The sequence below is a fragment of the Bacillus siamensis KCTC 13613 genome, from assembly GCF_000262045.1.
Classification (GTDB): Bacteria; Bacillota; Bacilli; order Bacillales; family Bacillaceae; genus Bacillus; species Bacillus siamensis.
In genome coordinates this window covers 208945-226113 of the sequence record NZ_AJVF01000037.1, presented here as the reverse complement: position 1 = coordinate 226113, position 17169 = coordinate 208945, and the positions used below count along the sequence as shown (strand labels likewise).

Sequence of the window (17169 nt, the reverse complement as noted above, 5' to 3'; positions counted from 1 at the left end):
CGAGCTTCCGGTCACCGCAAACGGAAAGATTGACAAAAAAGCCCTGCCGGCGCCGGACATTGAGGCGGGAAGCGCCGCGTACAAAGCGCCGGAAACGGAGATGGAGACGCTGCTTTCTGACATTTGGCAGGAAGTGCTCGGACTGGATCAGATCGGCGTAAGCGATAATTTCTTCACGCTCGGCGGCGACTCGATCAAAGGCATTCAAATGGCGAGCCGCCTGAATCAGCACGGCTACAAGCTGGAGATGAAAGATCTCTTCCAGCATCCGACCATTGAAGAGCTCGTCTCTTACGTGGAGCGGACGGAAGGCAAGCAGGCCGACCAGGGACCTGTCGAAGGCGAAGCGGAATTAACGCCGATCCAGCGCTGGTTCTTTGAGAAAAACTTTACGGACAAACACCATTGGAACCAATCCGTCATGCTTCACGCAAAAGACGGCTTTGATCCGGTTCTGGTGGAAAGAACCCTGCAAGCATTGATGGAACACCATGATGCACTGCGGATGGTTTATCGTGAAGAAAGGGAAGGCATCATTCAGACATACCTCCCTGTCAGTGAATGCAAGGCAAGCTTTGAAATCGTTGATCTGTACGGAACAGACGAAGACATGCTGAAAAGCCAGATTCAGCGGCTTGCCGATCAGCTTCAGGGCAGTCTTGATCTGAAGAACGGCCCGCTGTTAAAAGCAGAGCAATATCGGACAGAACAAGGCGATCATCTGTTAATTGCGGTTCACCATCTCGTCGTGGACGGGGTTTCATGGAGAATTTTGCTTGAGGATTTCGCTTCAGGTTATAAACAGGCGCAGCAGCAAAACAGCATCGTCCTTCCGCAGAAAACCCACTCCTTTAAGGATTGGGCAGAGGCGCTGAGCACGTTTGCGCAATCAGAAGAGCTGAAGAAGCAGGCGGATTATTGGGCGCAGGCAGATGCAGAAGAACTCCAGCCGCTGCCGAAAGACCATGAGCCGACAAAACGGCTCGTCAAACATACGGCGGCCGTGAAATGTGAACTAACCGAGGAAGAAACGGCGCAGCTGCTTACAGATGTTCATCATCCGTACGGAACGGAAATCAACGACATTCTGCTTAGCGCGCTCGGCTTAACAATCGGTGAATGGACGGAAAACGGTAAAGTCGGCATCAACTTAGAAGGACACGGCCGGGAAGAAATCATACCGAATGTCAATATTTCACGGACGGTCGGCTGGTTTACGGCCCAATATCCGTTGATTCTGCAGATCAGCAAGGAAGACGGCGTCTCTTCCGTCATTAAAACGGTAAAAGAGACGGTGCGGCGCGTTCCTGATAAAGGCGTAGGATACGGGATTCTCCGGTATCTGTCATCCGATGAAACAGAAAAAGGCGTCACGCCTGAAATCAGTTTTAACTACCTAGGGCAGTTTGACAATGAAGTGAAAACTGAATGGTTTGAACCGTCTCCATATGATATGGGACGTCAAGTCAGCGAAGAGTCAGAGGCGTTATACGCACTGAGCTTCAGCGGGATGGTTACAGGCGGCCGCTTCGTCATTTCCTGCTCATACAATCAGGAAGAATATGAAAGAAGCACAGTCGAAGCACAGATGCAGCGATTTAAAGAAAACCTCTTAATGATCATCCGCCATTGCACGGCCAAAGAGGAGAAAGAATTTACGCCGAGCGACTTCAGCGCGCAGGATCTGGAGATGGATGAAATGGGAGACATCTTTGACATGCTTGAGGAGAATTTAACGTGACAAAAACAGTTAACAGAAGGGGGGAGCGGAGCAGATGAGCCAGTTCAAAAAAGATCAAGTTCAGGACATGTATTATTTGTCGCCAATGCAGGAGGGAATGCTGTTTCATACTCTCCTGAATCCCGGCCAAAGCTTTTATATCGAACAAATGACAATGAAAGTAAAAGGCAGCTTGAATATCAAATGCCTTGAAGAAAGCATGAATGTGATCATGGACCGGTACGATGTATTTCGTACCGTGTTCATTCACGAAAAAGTAAAAAGGCCGGTCCAAGTCGTATTGAAAAAACGGCAGTTTCAGATAGAAGAAATCGATCTGGCACACTTACCGGGCAGCGAGCAAGCAGCCAAAATCAATGAATACAAAGAACAGGATAAGATCAAGGGGTTTGATTTGACGCGGGATATCCCAATGCGTGCGGCTATTTTTAAAAAAGCTGAAGAAAGCTTTGAATGGGTGTGGAGCTATCATCACATGATTTTGGACGGCTGGTGCTTTGGCATCGTCGTGCAGGATCTGTTTAAGGTATACAATGCCCTGCGCGAACAAAAGCCATACAGCCTGCCGCCGGTCAAACCATATAAGGACTATATCAAGTGGCTTGAAAAGCAGGATAAACAAGCATCACTGCATTACTGGCGCGAGTACTTAGAGGAATTTGAAGGACAAACGACATTTGCGGAGCAAAGAAAGAAGCAAAAGGACGGCTATGAGCCGAAAGAGCTGCTCTTCTCACTGCCGGAGGCGGACACAAAGGCGTTTAACGAGCTTGCAAAATCACAGCATACCACTTTGAGTACGGCGCTGCAGGCAGTGTGGAGTGTATTAATCAGCCGCTACCAGCAGTCCGGCGATTTGATCTTCGGCACAGTCGTTTCCGGGCGTCCCGCAGAAATCAAAGGCGTTGAACATATGGTCGGGCTGTTTATCAATGTTGTCCCGAGGCGGGTGAAACTGTCTGAGGATACCACATTTAACGGATTGCTCAAGCAGCTGCAGGAACAATCGCTGCAGTCTGAGCCGCATCAATACGTGCCGCTCTATGACATCCAAAGCCAGGCCGATCAGCCAAAGCTGATTGACCACATCATTGTGTTTGAAAATTATCCGCTTCAGGATGCAAAAAATGAAGAAAACAATGAAAACGGCTTTGAAATGGAGGATGTCCATGTTTTTGAGAAGTCGAATTATGATCTCAACCTGATGGCTTCCCCGGGAGACGAGATGCTGATTAAGCTTGCCTATAATGAGAATGTGTTTGATGAGGCATTTATCCAGCGCTTAAAATCACAGCTTCTCACAGCGATTCAGCAGCTCATCCAGAAGCCGGATCAGCCTGTTCATACGATCAGTCTTGTTGATGAAAAGGAAAGAGAGTTTCTGCTTACAGGCTTAAACCCGCCTGCTCAAAACCATGAGGCGAAGCCTCTGACGGATTGGTTCAAAGAGGCGGTGAATGTTCATCCTGATGCGCCGGCGCTTACGTATTCCGGCCAGACTCTTTCCTATCGCGAATTAGATGAGGAAGCGAACCGCCTTGCACGCCGTTTGCAAAAGCAAGGTGCGGGTAAAGGCTCCGTTGTCGCGTTGTACACGAAGCGCTCGCTTGAACTGGTGATCGGCATTCTCGGCGTATTAAAAGCAGGAGCGGCTTATCTCCCGGTTGATCCGAAGCTGCCGGAGGACCGAATCTCGTATATGCTGACTGACAGTGCGGCAGCCTGTCTGCTGACACATCAGGAGATGAAAGAAAAAGCGGATCAGCTGCCGTATACAGGAACAACACTCTTCATTGATGATCCTGCACGGTTCGAAGAGCAGGCAAGCGACCCTGCAGCCGCAATTGAACCCGATGATCCGGCATATATTATGTATACGTCCGGCACAACCGGAAAGCCGAAGGGCAATATCACCACTCATGCCAATATACAAGGATTGGTCAAGCATGTAGATTACATGGCATTTTCTGAACAAGATACGTTCTTATCTGTTTCGAATTACGCCTTTGACGCATTTACCTTTGATTTCTACGCGTCAATACTGAATGCGGCACGGCTCATTATCGCAGATGAACAGACACTGCTTGATACAGAACGGCTGACTGACTTGATCCGGCAGGAGAATGTCAATGTCATGTTTGCGACGACTGCACTTTTCAACCTTCTCACCGATGCGGGAGAGGATTGGCTGAGGGGGCTTCGCTGCGTGTTATTCGGAGGTGAGCGCGCGTCTGTGCCTCACGTCAGAAAAGCGCTTAAGATCATGGGGCCGGGCAAGCTGATTAATTGCTACGGGCCGACTGAGGGAACAGTGTTTGCGACAGCTCACGTCGTGCATGATTTACCGGATTCCATCTCTTCATTGCCGATCGGAAAGCCGATCAGCAATGCCAGTGTTTATATTCTTAACGAGCAAAATCAGCTTCAGCCATTTGGAGCTGTCGGTGAACTGTGCATCAGCGGAATGGGTGTATCAAAAGGGTATCTGAACCGTCATGATCTGACGGAGCAAATGTTTATCCCAAACCCGTTCAAGCCGGGAGAAACGCTTTACCGCACAGGGGATTTGGCACGCTGGCTGCCGGATGGGACGATTGAATACGCCGGTCGAATTGACGATCAGGTCAAAATTCGCGGACACCGGATCGAGCTTGAAGAAATTGAAAAGCAGCTGCAGGAATACCCGGGTGTGAAAGATGCGGTTGTTGTTGTTGCCCGCAATGAGTCTGGAGATGCATCAATCAACGCCTACCTCGTGAACCGGGCGCAGCTGTCAGCTGAAGACGTAAAAGGGCACCTGAAAAAACAGCTTCCTGCTTACATGGTGCCGCAAACTTTTACTTTCTTAGAGGAGCTTCCTTTAACGACAAATGGGAAGGTCAATAAACGGATGCTGCCAAAACCTGATCCCGCTCAGCTGGCGAAAGAATGGATTGGGCCCCGAAATGCGACGGAAGAAACGATTGCACACATCTGGTCCGAAATTCTTGGCAGACAGCAGATAGGCATTCATGATGATTTCTTTGCACTCGGCGGGCACTCTTTAAAAGCGATGACGGCTGCGTCCCGTATTAAAAAAGAGCTCGGTACGGATATCCCGGTGAAGCTGTTGTTCGAAGCGCCGACAATCGCAGGCATTGCCGATTATCTGATTCACGGTGAAGAAAAAGGGATGAAAGACCTCACCATCATGAATAAAAATCAGTCTGACACACTGTTTGCGTTCCCGCCTGTTCTCGGTTACGGGCTGATGTACCAGCCGCTGGCAAAACATCTGTCCGGCTATAGAATCTGCGCGTTCGATTTTATCGAGGAAGACAGCCGTATCGAACGCTACACAGAGCTGATCAATCAGCTGCAGCCGGAAGGCCCGGTCAAGCTGTTCGGATACTCGGCAGGATGCACGCTTGCCTTTGAAACCGCCAAACGGCTTGAAGCCGAAGGACGTAAAGTGGAGCGGCTGATCATGGTTGATTCCTATAAAAAACAAGGCGTCAGCGACTTGGAAGGCCGCACAGTAGAAAGTGATGTCGAGGCGCTGATGAAGGTAAACAGGGACAATGAAGCACTGAATAACGAAGCCGTCAAAGAAGGACTCGCCAAAAAAACAAATGCATTTTATTCTTATTTCGTGCATGCCGTCAGCACCGGCACCGTCAATGCGGACATAGATCTATTAACATCAGAACCGGACTTTGCGATGCCGCCGTGGCTCGCTTCGTGGGAGGAAGCTACGGCAGGTGAATACCGTGTGAAAAAAGGCTGCGGCACTCACGCAGAAATGCTTCAGGGTGAATGTCTCGAAAGGAATGCGGCATTTTTGCTCGAATTCCTAAGAAATGAACATCTGAAGCTGACAACTTCACGATAGAAAAGGAGGAAGCCGCTAATGGTCCAGCTCTTTAAATCGTTCGATACCACAGAAAAAACGCAGCTCATCTGTTTTCCGTTCGCAGGAGGCTATTCAGCATCATTCCGCCCGCTCCACACCTATCTCCAAGGTGAATGTGAGATGCTTGCCGCGGAACCGCCTGGACACGGGACAAATCAAATGTCCGCCGTTGAGGATTTTGAACAGCTCGTCAGCTTGTACAAGCAGGAGCTGAATCTCCGTCCTGACCGTCCGTTTGTGCTGTTCGGGCACAGTATGGGAGGCATGGTCGCTTTCAGGCTGGCGCAAAAGCTGGAGCGGGAAGGCATTTACCCTGAGGCCGTGATCATCTCAGCCATTCAGCCGCCGCATGCGGAAAGAAAAAAGGTTTCTCATCTTGATGATGAAAAATTTCTCGCCCATATTATCGAGCTTGGCGGAATGCCGCAGGAGTTAGTGGAAAATAAGGAGGTCATGTCATTTTTCCTGCCTTCTTTCAGATCCGACTACCGTGCGCTTGAAAGCTTCCGGCCGTCTGATCTTCACACCATTCAATCACCCGTCCATATTTTTAATGGGCGGAAGGATAAAAAATGTATCAAAGATGCGGACGGATGGAAAAAATGGGCCGCAAATCCCGTATTTCACGAGTTTTCGGACGGCCACATGTTCATATTAAGTGAAACTGCAAAAGTGGCGGAACGAATCTATGAGATTATTAACAGGAGCACTGCAGGCCAATTGTTATAGGTTATGACAGACAGCATTCGCTGTCTGTTTTTTGTAACAAAATCTGCCCGATCGTTTTCTCATTTATCAAAAATTTTATGTTATGATTTGATGGAATATAATTTTGAAGGGATTGTCGTACATGAATGATGCAGCAAAAGAGCTGAACAGAACATTATCTGAAGAAAACCCGCACGTGCTTCATATGCTTTCTGATTTGGGCAAAGATTTGTTTTATCCGAAAGGGGTGCTGACGCAATCAGCGGAAGCGAAAGCCAAGGCCGGAAAGTATAATGCCACGATCGGAATCGCCACCTCACAAGGGGAGTCCATGCACTTTTCCCATATTCAAGAGACGTTGTCCGCCTATAACCCCGATGATATCTACGATTATGCTCCGCCGCAGGGAAAAGAGCCGCTCAGACAGGAATGGCTGAAAAAAATGCGTCTCGAAAATCCTTCATTAGCCGGCAAAGACATCAGCACGCCGATCGTGACAAACGCTTTGACACACGGGCTGAGCATTGCCGCCGACTTGTTCGTCAATGAAGGGGATACGCTCCTTCTGCCTGATAAATATTGGGGAAATTACAACTTCATTTTCGGTGTCCGGCGCAAGGCATCTATTGAGACGTACCCGCTCTTTCAGCACGATGGGCGTTTTAATGCGGCAGGGCTGTCCGAGCTGCTGAAAAAGCAGGAAGAGAAGGCGATTGTCGTGCTGAATTTCCCGAATAATCCGACAGGCTATACGCCGGGAGAAGAGGAAGCGTCAGAAATCGTCAGCGTGATCTTGGAGGCGGCGGAGGCCGGCAAAGAGATTGTCGTGCTCGTAGACGATGCGTATTACAATCTGTTTTACGATGAAACGGCCATTCAGGAATCCATCTTCAGCAAACTCGCCCAAGTGCACGACCGGGTGCTTTGCGTGAAAATAGACGGCGCGACGAAGGAAAATTACGCGTGGGGCTTCCGCGTCGGTTTTATTACGTACAGCACCAAAAGCGAAAAAGCGCTGCGCGTGCTCGAGGAAAAAACAAAAGGGATTATCAGAGGGACGATTTCAAGCGCCCCGCACCCTTCCCAAACGTTTATGCTGCGGGCGATGCAGTCACCGGAGTACGAGAAAGAAAAATCGCTGAAATATAACATTATGAAAAAACGGGCTGACAAAGTAAAAGCCGTTCTTGCAGAAAACAAGCACTATGAAGACGTATGGACGCCTTATCCGTTTAACTCGGGCTATTTCATGTGTGTCCGGCTGAAAGATATAAACGCCGGTGAATTGAGAGTCTCATTGCTTGAAAAAAGAGGAATCGGGACGATATCCATCAATGAGACGGATTTGCGAATCGCATTTTCATGCGTCGAAGAAGAACACATCGCGGATCTGTTCGAAGAAATTTATCAAGAAGCAAAGCAGCTGCAGAAACAGGCGGAAATATCAGGCTGACAAAAAAGGAGGGGGACACCCTCCTTTTTCTATTTTTACCGCAGCTCTTCATACGTTTTCATCTCAATTCCGTCACAAAAATTGGGATGAGCCGCACAAACGGCCAGCTTATATTCCTCGTCCGCATCATATGTGCGGATGAAACAAGGTTCATGTCCGTCCGGGAGCTCAATGGACACATGGCCGTCGTCTTTGAGGCGGACGCTGAATGAATCAAGCGGCAGGGAAAGCCCTTTTCCGGCCTGTTTGATAAAGCTTTCTTTCATCGACCACAGGTGATAAAAATAATCGGTCTGCCGGTCGGGGTGTTTTGCTTGCAGATCACTGTATTCCGTCGGCGAAAAAAACCGTTTGGCGATATCAATCGTGCCGGGTTTCATTTTTTCAATATCAATGCCGATCGGTTTTGAATCAACGGCACACACGACCCAGCGCCCGGAGTGGGAAATGTTAAAGTGCATGTCCGGAAGCGCGGGGATATACGGTTTTCCGTATTCCTGGACGCTGAATGAAATCGCGGCCGGATCAAGTCCGTAAGCCTTCCCCGCGGCGGTGCGGATCAGCATATCGCCGATCAAGGTGCGGTGAGCATCCTCCTTATGGTAAAAGCGCCGGCATTTTTCCCGCTTATTGGCGGACACGGCCGCCATCATCCGATCTTCTTCTTCCGGAGAAAGCGGCCGGTCCATATATACTCCGTAAATCTTCATGTCCAGATCCTCCGTCTGCAAATATTGTCAAAACCATCCTATCATATCAGACGCAAGCTGTCCGAAAATAAAAAAACAAAACCATTTCGGCTTTGTTTTTAATGAACGGACGTTGCCCGCCCTGAGATCGCATATGTTAACAGTTTAGAGGACTGCGGCAAAGAAAAGCGCAGAATCAGCCCCGTCAAAACCGCCGTAATAATCGTGCCGGCTCCGATCGGTCCGCCCATCGTCCAGGCTGCGGCCAGAACCGTCAGCTCAATGCCGTTCCGCACCCATTGCACGTTCCAGCCCGTTTTTTCAGATATCAGCATCATCAGAGAGTCCCGGGGGCCCGCACCGAGCCCGGCTGATACGTAAACCCCGACGCCGCAGCCGATCAGCAGCAATCCGAAAGAGAAAAACACGGCTGCTAAGGAAAAAGCATGCGCCTCAGGAAGCAGAAACGAAAAGAAATCAATAAACATTCCCATCAGCACCATATTCAAGATGGCGCCGATTTTCGGGAGCGTCCTCGTGAACAGGCAGGTTAAAACGACGATCACCGCGCCGACCAAGATGGACCATTGGCCAACGGAAAGCCCGAAATGCTGAAAAAGCCCATAATGAAAGGCATCCCAAGGGCTGATGCCGAGAGCTTTTCCTTTAATGGTTAAAGATACCCCGAAAGACAAAATCAACAGACCGGCAAAATAAAACGTCCAGCGCATCACGAATTCCCGCTTCAAAGAGGTCCCTTCTTTCATAAAATCTCATTAATTGTCATTGTAGCATAAACGCCGAAAAAAAGAAGAAGCGAAATCAGTGTTTCGCTTCTTCTCCGGCTCCTACAAAGGATTCAGTATACGATTTAAGAACCGCTGCGTACGCTCTTCTTTCGGCGCCGAAAAAATTTGGGCCGGCGGTCCTTGTTCCACAATGACGCCGCCGTCAATGAAGATGACCTCATCGGCCACTTCCTGCGCGAATTTGATTTCATGCGTGACGACAACCATCGTCCACCCTTCGTTCGCCAAATCCTTAATGACTTTAAGCACCTCGCCGACCAGCTCCGGATCAAGCGCTGACGTCGGTTCGTCAAACAGCATCAGCTCGGGCTGAATCGCAAGCGCGCGGGCGATACCGACACGCTGCTGCTGACCGCCGGAAAGCTGGAACGGGTATAAGTTCATTTTGTCTTTCAGCCCGACTTTTTCAAGAAGCTCCATCGCTTCTTTTCTGACTTGCTCCTTGTCGCGCTTTTGCACTTGAATGGGTCCTTCCATGACGTTTTCAAGCGCCGTGCGGTGAGGAAACAGATGATACGCCTGAAAGACCATGCCTGATTTGCGGCGGAGGCGGAGGATATCAGCCTGCTTCACTTTTTTAGAGAAATCTATAGAAAAATCGGAGAATGCCAGCTCGCCGCGGTTGGGGATCTCAAGCGCGTTCAGACAGCGCAGAAGCGTCGTTTTTCCTGAACCGGACGGTCCCAGAATGGCGATGACTTTCCCTTTTTCTATCTCCATATCTATCGTTTTTAAAATTTCATTCTGGCCGAATGATTTATTCAATCCTTTGACGAAAAGCATATCGAAACCTCCTTATTTGGCCACATAACGGTCGAGACGCCGTTCGATCACATGCTGTACGATAGACAGCAAGAAGCAGATGATCCAATAAATAAAGGCGGCTTCAATATAGATGACCAAGATTTGATCAAGGTTTTGCGCACCGATCTCCTGCGCTTTTCTGAACAGCTCCGCGACAAGAATCTGTGACGCGAGAGATGTATCCTTGATCAGGCTGATAAATGTATTTGATAATGGCGGAATGGACACGCGAAACGCCTGCGGCAGGATCACGCGGAACAATGTCTTGCGATAGGTCATGCCGATCGTATAACCGGCTTCCCATTGCCCTTTCGGCACGGATGAAATAGATGCCCGGATGATTTCAGAAGCATAGGCGCCCACGTTTAATGAAAACGCGATGACTGCGCTTGGGAAAGGGTCCAGCGTAATATTAAAGGTCGGGAACAGATAAAAAATGATGAACAATTGAACGAGAAGAGGAGTGCCGCGCACTGCTGATACGTATACGCTGAACACCCATCTCAATGGTTTCATATTTGACATTCTGGCGAGCGCCGTAATCAGCGCGATGATCATTCCGAAAATAAAGGAAAGAATAGTAAGGGGAATCGAGTAATAGATTCCCCCGGAAAGAATCGGCCAGAATGACTGCTGCACCAGGTCCCAAGGAATGGCTGCCGCAATCACCGGCTCGGGCATGTTACTTAGAAACATCTTCGCCGAACCATTTTTTAGCTATTTTAGAAAGAGTCCCGTCCTCTTTCATGTCTTTTAACGCTTTGTTGACGTGAGTCACAAGTTCGCCGCTTCCTTTTCGGAATGCGAAATATGTCTGCTGCGGCTGGCCTGCTTCAAACGCGATTTTCACGTTTTTATTGCCGGACGTTTTTAAGTAGTTCAGTACGGCAAGTTTATCGTTGTAAGTCAGATCAGCGCGGCCCTGCTGAATGAGCTGAAGGGATTGCGCCATGCCTTCAACGCCTTCAACTTTCGCGCCGGCATCTTTCGCTAATTTATTGTAATTGCTTGTTAATGATTGAGCCGCTGTTTTTCCTTTGACATCAGCTTCTTTCGCAATCGTGCTGTCTTTTTTCGTCACGACGACAGCATTTGACGTTGTGTATTTATCAGAAAAATCATATTGGTTCTCACGGCCTGTTTTGCCGACTTGGTTGGCGACGACGTCAAACCGCTTCGAGTTTAAACCGGCAAACATGCTGTCCCATTGCGTTTCTTTGAAGTCAGCTTTCAGACCGAGACGTTTCGCGACTTCTTGAATCACTTCCACATCATATCCGGTCAGTTTATCAGTCTTTTTATCATGGAAGGTAAACGGTTCGTACGTTCCTTCTGTACCGACGGTCAGTACGCCTTTTTTCTTGACAGAAGCCCAAAGATCGCTGTCTTTTGACTTAGATCCGCTGCCCTGTGAGTTTCCGCAGGCTGCAAGCACCGCGATGCTGACCATCATGAATAAAGCGAACAATGCTTTTTTCATCTTCTTTATTCCCCACTTTTCTGAGTAGTTTTATTGAGAAAAAATAGCTCCCAATTGTAAAGGATAACTTTTTTTTAGTATGAGTCAAGTAATTGGTTTTCATGAATGTGAAATCTTCGTGTTTCACGAACAAAATAATTCCAAAAACTGTCTGACCGGCTTCGGGAGATAGCTGTCTTTTCTCCAGATGACAGCCGGCGTCATGACAAACGGGTTGTCTTCAATGATAACCGTTTTGACATGCGAACGCATATGGACGGGAATCATCGTCAAAGGCAGAATGGTGGCGCCGAATCCTGATGATACGAGGCTCAAGAGCGTCGCGGAATCATGGCATTCACAGACAACCCGTAGGTCGAGATCGTACTGTTCACAAACATGGAGGACTTGATCATACACACCCCTTCCATTGACGGTGCGCAAAAGGATCAGAGGCAAAGAGGCGATGTCATTCAGTTTAATCGTTTCACCGCACAGACGTTTCGTATGCTCGGACAGCACCAAGACGCACGGAATGTCTTCAAGTTCCTTCGATTCAATGCCATCGTTTTTAATTAAGGTGGTGGTGACGGCGGCGTCAATCTGCCTGGATTCCAATAGCTCCAGCAGTGAGACGGGTTCATCTTCCCAAATGTTAAAGGTAAGATGCGGATACTGTTCTTTCATCTGTGACACTTTTTCAAGCATGAGCGCGGCGCAGTAAATGGTTGACCCTACGGCAAGCGTGCCGGCCACTTCCTCCTTCAGCTCTTGTACCTCGATAATGGCATCCTCAAACTTATGAAGAATCTCTTTCGCTCTTTTCAAAAAGACATTTCCTTCATATGTAAGGGTCATTTGTTTCTTTTTATTGCGGTCAAACAGGATGACGCCCAATTCATCTTCCAGCTGTTTCAGCTGTCTGCTTAACGGCGGCTGCGCCATATGAAGCTTTTTAGCGGCCGTCGTGATTTTCTGCTCTTGGGCGATGGTGACGAAATAACGCAATTGCCTGATATCCATGAGCAGCGCTCCTTTCTTTTATACCTTTAAGGTATAATACATAGATTTAACTAATATTTTTCATATGGATATATCAGGAGTATGATGGTTTTGACACCATATTTCAAGCGTAAAGGAGGGTCAATATGAAGCTCGTCATCGGAATGACCGGGGCTACGGGGGCCATATTCGGGATCAGGCTTTTAGAATATTTAAAAGCCGCGGAGATCGAAACCCATCTTGTCGTGTCACCTTGGGCAAATGTCACCATCACACATGAAACCGATTATACGTTAAAAGATGTCGAGAAACTGGCGTCCTATACGTATTCTCACAAAGACCAGGCGGCGGCGATTTCAAGCGGCTCGTTTGAAACGGACGGGATGATCATCGCTCCGTGCAGCATGAAATCACTTGCAAGCATCCGCACCGGAATGGCTGATAATCTGCTGACAAGAGCGGCAGACGTCATCCTGAAAGAGCGGAAAAAACTTGTGCTGCTGACAAGAGAAACGCCGCTCAGCCAAATTCATTTAGAAAATATGCTAGCGCTTACAAAAATGGGTTCCGTCATTCTTCCGCCGATGCCGGCCTTTTACAACAAGCCGGCTGACATGGACGAATTGATCGACCACATCGTGTTCCGGACGCTCGACCAGTTCGGGATCCGTCTGCCGGAAGCGAAACGGTGGTACGGAATTGAAAAACAAAAAGGAGGAATCTGATAATGGCCTATCAGGATTTTAGGGAATTTCTCGCCGCTCTTGAAAAAGAAGGGCAGCTGTTGACAGTCAACGAAGAGGTAAAACCGGAGCCGGATCTGGGCGCCGCCGCGCGTGCAGCCAGCAACCTCGGGGATAAAACCCCCGCGCTTTTGTTTAACAATATTTACGGACATCACCATGCGCAGGTCGCCCTGAATGTCATCGGCTCATGGCCGAATCACGCGATGATGCTGGGCATGCCGAAAGATACGCCTGTAAAAGAACAATTCTTTGAGTTCGCCAAACGGTACGATTCATTCCCGGTAGCGGTCAAACGTGAAGAAACCGCGCCGTTTCATGAAAATGAAATTACTGAGGACATCAACCTTTTTGACATCCTTCCGCTATTCAGAATCAACCAGGGGGACGGCGGGTATTACTTGGATAAAGCGTGCGTCATTTCCCGCGATCTTGAAGATCCGGACAATTTCGGCAAGCAGAATGTCGGCATTTACAGAATGCAGGTGAAGGGAAAAGACCGCCTCGGCATTCAGCCCGTGCCTCAGCATGATATTGCGATTCATCTTCGCCAGGCTGAAGAACGCGGCGTCAATCTTCCCGTTACGATCGCGCTCGGCTGTGAACCGGTGATTACGACGGCCGCGTCAACTCCGCTGCTATACGATCAATCCGAGTATGAAATGGCCGGCGCGATTCAAGGGGAGCCCTACAGAATCGTCAAATCTAAGCTGTCTGATTTAGACATCCCTTGGGGCGCCGAAGTCGTTCTGGAAGGAGAGATCCTTGCGGGAGAACGGGAATACGAAGGCCCTTTCGGTGAGTTCACGGGCCATTATTCAGGCGGCCGCAGCATGCCGGTCATCAAAATCAAACGGGTATATCATAGAAATAATCCGATCTTTGAACATTTATACTTAGGCATGCCGTGGACGGAGTGCGATTATATGATCGGCATTAATACGTGCGTGCCGCTTTACCAGCAGCTGAAGGAAGCCTATCCGAACGAAATTGTCGCCGTCAACGCGATGTATACGCACGGCCTGATCGCCATCATCTCAACGAAAACGCGTTACGGCGGCTTTGCCAAGGCGGTCGGCATGCGCGCCCTGACCACGCCGCACGGACTCGGCTACTGCAAAATGGTCATTGTCGTGGATGAGGATGTCGATCCGTTTAACCTCCCGCAAGTCATGTGGGCGCTCTCAACGAAAATGCATCCGAAACACGACGCAGTCATCATTCCTGACCTGTCCGTCCTTCCGCTTGACCCGGGATCCGATCCGGCTGGGATGACACACAAAATGATTCTTGACGCCACGACGCCTGTCGCGCCGGAAACAAGAGGCCATTATTCGCAGCCGCTTGATTCTCCGCTGACAACGAAAGAGTGGGAACAAAAACTGATGGACTTAATGAATCAATAAGAAAGGATGAGTTTGCTATGAAAACATGCCCGCGCTGTGAATCGAAAAAAGGAGAAACCGTCAGCCAATCGCCGGTCAAAGGCGCTTGGGAAATATACCAATGCCAAACCTGCTTTTTCACATGGAGATCCTGTGAACCGGAAAGCATCACCAATCCGGCGGCATTCAACCCAGCATTTAAAATTGATCCGAAAGAAACGGAGACGGCCACACATGTTCCCGCTGTCCCGGAAAGAAAAGCGTAATGCTGACGGAGCACTTGCCGGCGGCGCTTTACACGCTTTTAGACGGAACGGAGCTTGAAAAAAAACAGCACGACGCATTTGTGCTGCAATCCGTGACAAAAGAAGGCCGTCCGCACGCGGCCATGATCAGCGCCGGTGAAATAGTGGCTGTAAGCCGCACAAATCTCCGGCTCGCCTTATGGAAAAACACGACGACCGTAAACAGCCTGCTGCATTCGGGACAAGCTCTTTTCATCGCTTGGCACGGAGGAGCCGCATATTACGTGACATTGGAATGTGCGGCGCTTCCGCCGCTGAAAGAGGCGAAATACGAAAGGGAGCGGTTCAGCTGCCGCGTGATCACCGTCAAGGAAGATCGGGCGAAATACGCGGATCTGACATCCGGACCGGTCATCCGTCTTCACGAGCCGGAAGGTGTCCTGAAGAGGTGGAGCGAAACGCTTGAGGAATTAAAACGATAGACGCACAAAAAAAAGCCTGCGGAACCGTCCGCAGGCTTTTTTAGTTATTGTACGCCTTTCATCGCCCGTTTAATAACAGGAGAAAGAAGTACTAAAATAATACCGAGAATGATCGAAATAAGACCGATTGAGCCGAAGTAGGCCGCTTCAGAAACCTTATCAAACAAACCGACTACTTTTGCGTTCAGGGCTTGACCGCAGGCGTTTGTTAAGAACCACATGCTCATGGTCTGCGCTGAGAAGGCGGCAGGCGCGAGCTTCGTTGTGACGGATAAACCGACCGGTGAAAGGCAAAGCTCGCCAAGCACAACCAAAAGGAAGCTGAGCACAAGCCAAAGCGGGCTCACAAGCTCGCCGCTTCCGCCCATAACCGGAAGCACCATGACTAAAAATGACAGTCCGGCAAGAATAATGCCGATCGCGAATTTAATCGGTGTTGAAGGCTGGCGTTTGCCGAGCTTCAGCCAGATCCAAGCGAACACCGGTGCGAAAATGACGATGAATAATGGGTTCAGAGACTGGAACCATGATGACTCAAGATGTATGCCCGCAAAAGAAAGTCTCGTGCGCTGATCGGCATATAAAGCAAGAATCGTCGCGCCCTGTTCCTGAATCGCCCAGAACATAACCGCCGCAATAAACAGCGGAATATAAGCTGCAAGCCGTGATTTTTCCGTTTTTGTCGCTTTTTTGCTCATGAACATCACAATAAAGTAAATAACCGGAATGGCAATGCCGAGGATACTGACGATGTCAATCACACGCTGGATCGTCAGCCAGCCGGTTTGAATCAGAACGATGATAACCGCTGCTGCAATGATTATTCCGATTCCCGTTCCGATCACTGATGATTTAGAAATCGGATTCGGTACATTGGAGCCTGCTTTGCCGAGGTATTTCTTTCTCGTAAGAGCGAAAACAATCAGTCCGAGGAACATACCGGCCGCGGCGCATCCGAAGCCTAAGTGGTAGTTGTACTTCTGTCCGAGTGTTCCGACAATTAGCGGCGCAAGCAATCCGCCGAGGTTGATCCCCATGTAAAAGATACTGAAACCTGAGTCGCGGCGCTCGTCTTCCTTCGTATATAAAGCTCCGACAACGCTGGATACGTTTGGTTTAAGCAGGCCGGTTCCGATAATGATCAGAGTCATGCTTGTAAAAAACGCCGCCGTACTGCCAGGGAAGGCAAGAGCGATGTGCCCGAACATAATTAAAATTCCGCCGTAAAAAACGGTGTTTGCCGTGCCGAATACCCGGTCGGCCAGCCATCCGCCGATGACGCTCGACATGTATACGAGAGACCCGTATATGGACATGATGGCAACTGCGGTGGTTTTATCAAATCCGAGCCCGCCATGAGCGACTTCCGTGTATAAATAGTAAAGCAGTATAGCTCTCATACCATAGTAGGAGAAACGCTCCCAAAACTCAGTAAAAAACAGTGTGAACAGGCCGCGGGGATGACCGAAAAAGCCTCGTTGCGGCACAGTTTCTGTTATAGATTCCTTTTCAATAGATGCCACCTGAGCCAACCCTTTCTTAAAAAAGTGTATTACAAAAATCATATTCTTATATAATACTTGTGTCAATATAATTTATACTGAATTCAAAAAATTCCAGAATGAAAAGATATTAAAACGTTGAATATAGATGGATTTTCCTAATTCCAATGGCTTATTTTGTCATATAATCTGACTAAACTATCTATATAAACTTTTTTAATAAAATTTAAAGTATGTACAGGCGGAGCGGATTAT

At 48.8% G+C, this 17169-nt stretch carries 14 protein-coding genes and 1 pseudogene; 8 read left to right on the top strand and 7 right to left on the bottom strand.

Going from position 1 to position 17169, the window contains the following annotated elements:
• The 4 genes from Y79_RS0108525 to Y79_RS0108505 all read left to right on the top strand — a co-directional run.
• Nucleotides 1–1741: condensation domain-containing protein (locus tag Y79_RS0108525; protein ID WP_016937293.1), on the top strand; the 1741-nt coding region annotated here is incomplete at its 5' end.
• 34 nt (nucleotides 1742–1775) lie between these two features.
• The gene (gene srfAC, locus Y79_RS0108520) at nucleotides 1776–5612 is read left to right on the top strand and encodes a surfactin non-ribosomal peptide synthetase SrfAC (RefSeq protein WP_016937292.1); all 3837 of its coding nucleotides are present in this window, start codon (nucleotides 1776–1778) and stop codon (nucleotides 5610–5612) included.
• 18 nt (nucleotides 5613–5630) lie between these two features.
• Nucleotides 5631–6362, top strand: a complete 732-nt coding sequence (srfAD, locus tag Y79_RS0108515; RefSeq protein ID WP_016937291.1) for a surfactin biosynthesis thioesterase SrfAD — start codon at nucleotides 5631–5633, stop codon at nucleotides 6360–6362.
• Nucleotides 6363–6483: 121 nt separating this feature from the next.
• On the top strand, nucleotides 6484–7794 hold the full coding sequence (locus Y79_RS0108505; protein WP_016937289.1) for an aminotransferase class I/II-fold pyridoxal phosphate-dependent enzyme: 1311 nt from the start codon (nucleotides 6484–6486) through the stop codon (nucleotides 7792–7794).
• A gap of 35 nt (nucleotides 7795–7829) precedes the next feature.
• On the opposite strand, the gene Y79_RS0108500 is transcribed toward Y79_RS0108505, so the two are convergent.
• The 6 genes from Y79_RS0108500 to Y79_RS0108475 all read right to left on the bottom strand — a co-directional run bounded on the left by Y79_RS0108500 (nucleotide 7830) and on the right by Y79_RS0108475 (nucleotide 12578).
• Nucleotides 7830–8504 carry a 4'-phosphopantetheinyl transferase family protein gene (locus tag Y79_RS0108500; RefSeq protein WP_016937288.1) on the bottom strand — a complete coding sequence of 225 codons (675 nt, stop codon included), beginning with the start codon at nucleotides 8502–8504 and terminating at the stop codon, nucleotides 7830–7832.
• Nucleotides 8505–8602: 98 nt separating this feature from the next.
• Nucleotides 8603–9232 (bottom strand): YczE/YyaS/YitT family protein, encoded by a 630-nt coding sequence (locus Y79_RS0108495; RefSeq protein ID WP_016937287.1) that lies wholly within the window; start codon nucleotides 9230–9232, stop codon nucleotides 8603–8605.
• Nucleotides 9233–9331: 99 nt separating this feature from the next.
• On the bottom strand, nucleotides 9332–10075 hold the full coding sequence (gene tcyC / locus Y79_RS0108490) for a cystine ABC transporter ATP-binding protein TcyC (protein ID WP_016937286.1): 744 nt from the start codon (nucleotides 10073–10075) through the stop codon (nucleotides 9332–9334).
• A gap of 12 nt (nucleotides 10076–10087) precedes the next feature.
• Complete coding sequence (locus Y79_RS0108485; RefSeq protein ID WP_016937285.1) at nucleotides 10088–10792, bottom strand: amino acid ABC transporter permease; 705 nt, start codon at nucleotides 10790–10792, stop codon at nucleotides 10088–10090.
• On the bottom strand, nucleotides 10779–11576 hold the full coding sequence (tcyA, locus tag Y79_RS0108480; RefSeq protein WP_016937284.1) for a cystine ABC transporter substrate-binding lipoprotein TcyA: 798 nt from the start codon (nucleotides 11574–11576) through the stop codon (nucleotides 10779–10781). Before tcyA ends, Y79_RS0108485 begins: the two co-directional genes overlap by 14 nt.
• Before the next feature lie 123 nt (nucleotides 11577–11699).
• Nucleotides 11700–12578 carry a LysR family transcriptional regulator gene (locus tag Y79_RS0108475; protein ID WP_016937283.1) on the bottom strand — a complete coding sequence of 293 codons (879 nt, stop codon included), beginning with the start codon at nucleotides 12576–12578 and terminating at the stop codon, nucleotides 11700–11702.
• Nucleotides 12579–12662: 84 nt separating this feature from the next.
• Between Y79_RS0108475 and Y79_RS0108470 the strand changes: the two are divergent.
• The 4 genes and pseudogenes from Y79_RS0108470 to Y79_RS0108455 all read left to right on the top strand — a co-directional run bounded on the left by Y79_RS0108470 (nucleotide 12663) and on the right by Y79_RS0108455 (nucleotide 15412).
• Nucleotides 12663–13282, top strand: a pseudogene (locus Y79_RS0108470) (non-oxidative hydroxyarylic acid decarboxylases subunit B).
• 2 nt (nucleotides 13283–13284) lie between these two features.
• Nucleotides 13285–14706, top strand: a complete 1422-nt coding sequence (gene bsdC / locus Y79_RS0108465; RefSeq protein ID WP_016937282.1) for a phenolic acid decarboxylase BsdC — start codon at nucleotides 13285–13287, stop codon at nucleotides 14704–14706.
• A 17-nt stretch (nucleotides 14707–14723) separates the two neighbouring features.
• Entirely contained in the window at nucleotides 14724–14951 is a 228-nt protein-coding gene (locus Y79_RS0108460; protein WP_016937281.1) for a non-oxidative hydroxyarylic acid decarboxylases subunit D, read from the top strand.
• Nucleotides 14951–15412: a hypothetical protein gene (locus tag Y79_RS0108455; RefSeq protein WP_016937280.1), complete on the top strand. Its 462-nt coding sequence runs from the start codon at nucleotides 14951–14953 to the stop codon at nucleotides 15410–15412. The genes Y79_RS0108460 and Y79_RS0108455 overlap by 1 nt, the downstream gene beginning before the upstream one ends.
• 44 nt (nucleotides 15413–15456) lie before the next feature.
• Here the strand turns inward: Y79_RS0108455 and Y79_RS0108450 are convergent, their stop codons facing one another.
• Nucleotides 15457–16935, bottom strand: a complete 1479-nt coding sequence (locus tag Y79_RS0108450; RefSeq protein WP_016937279.1) for a peptide MFS transporter — start codon at nucleotides 16933–16935, stop codon at nucleotides 15457–15459.
• Nucleotides 16936–17169: the final 234 nt, after the last annotated feature.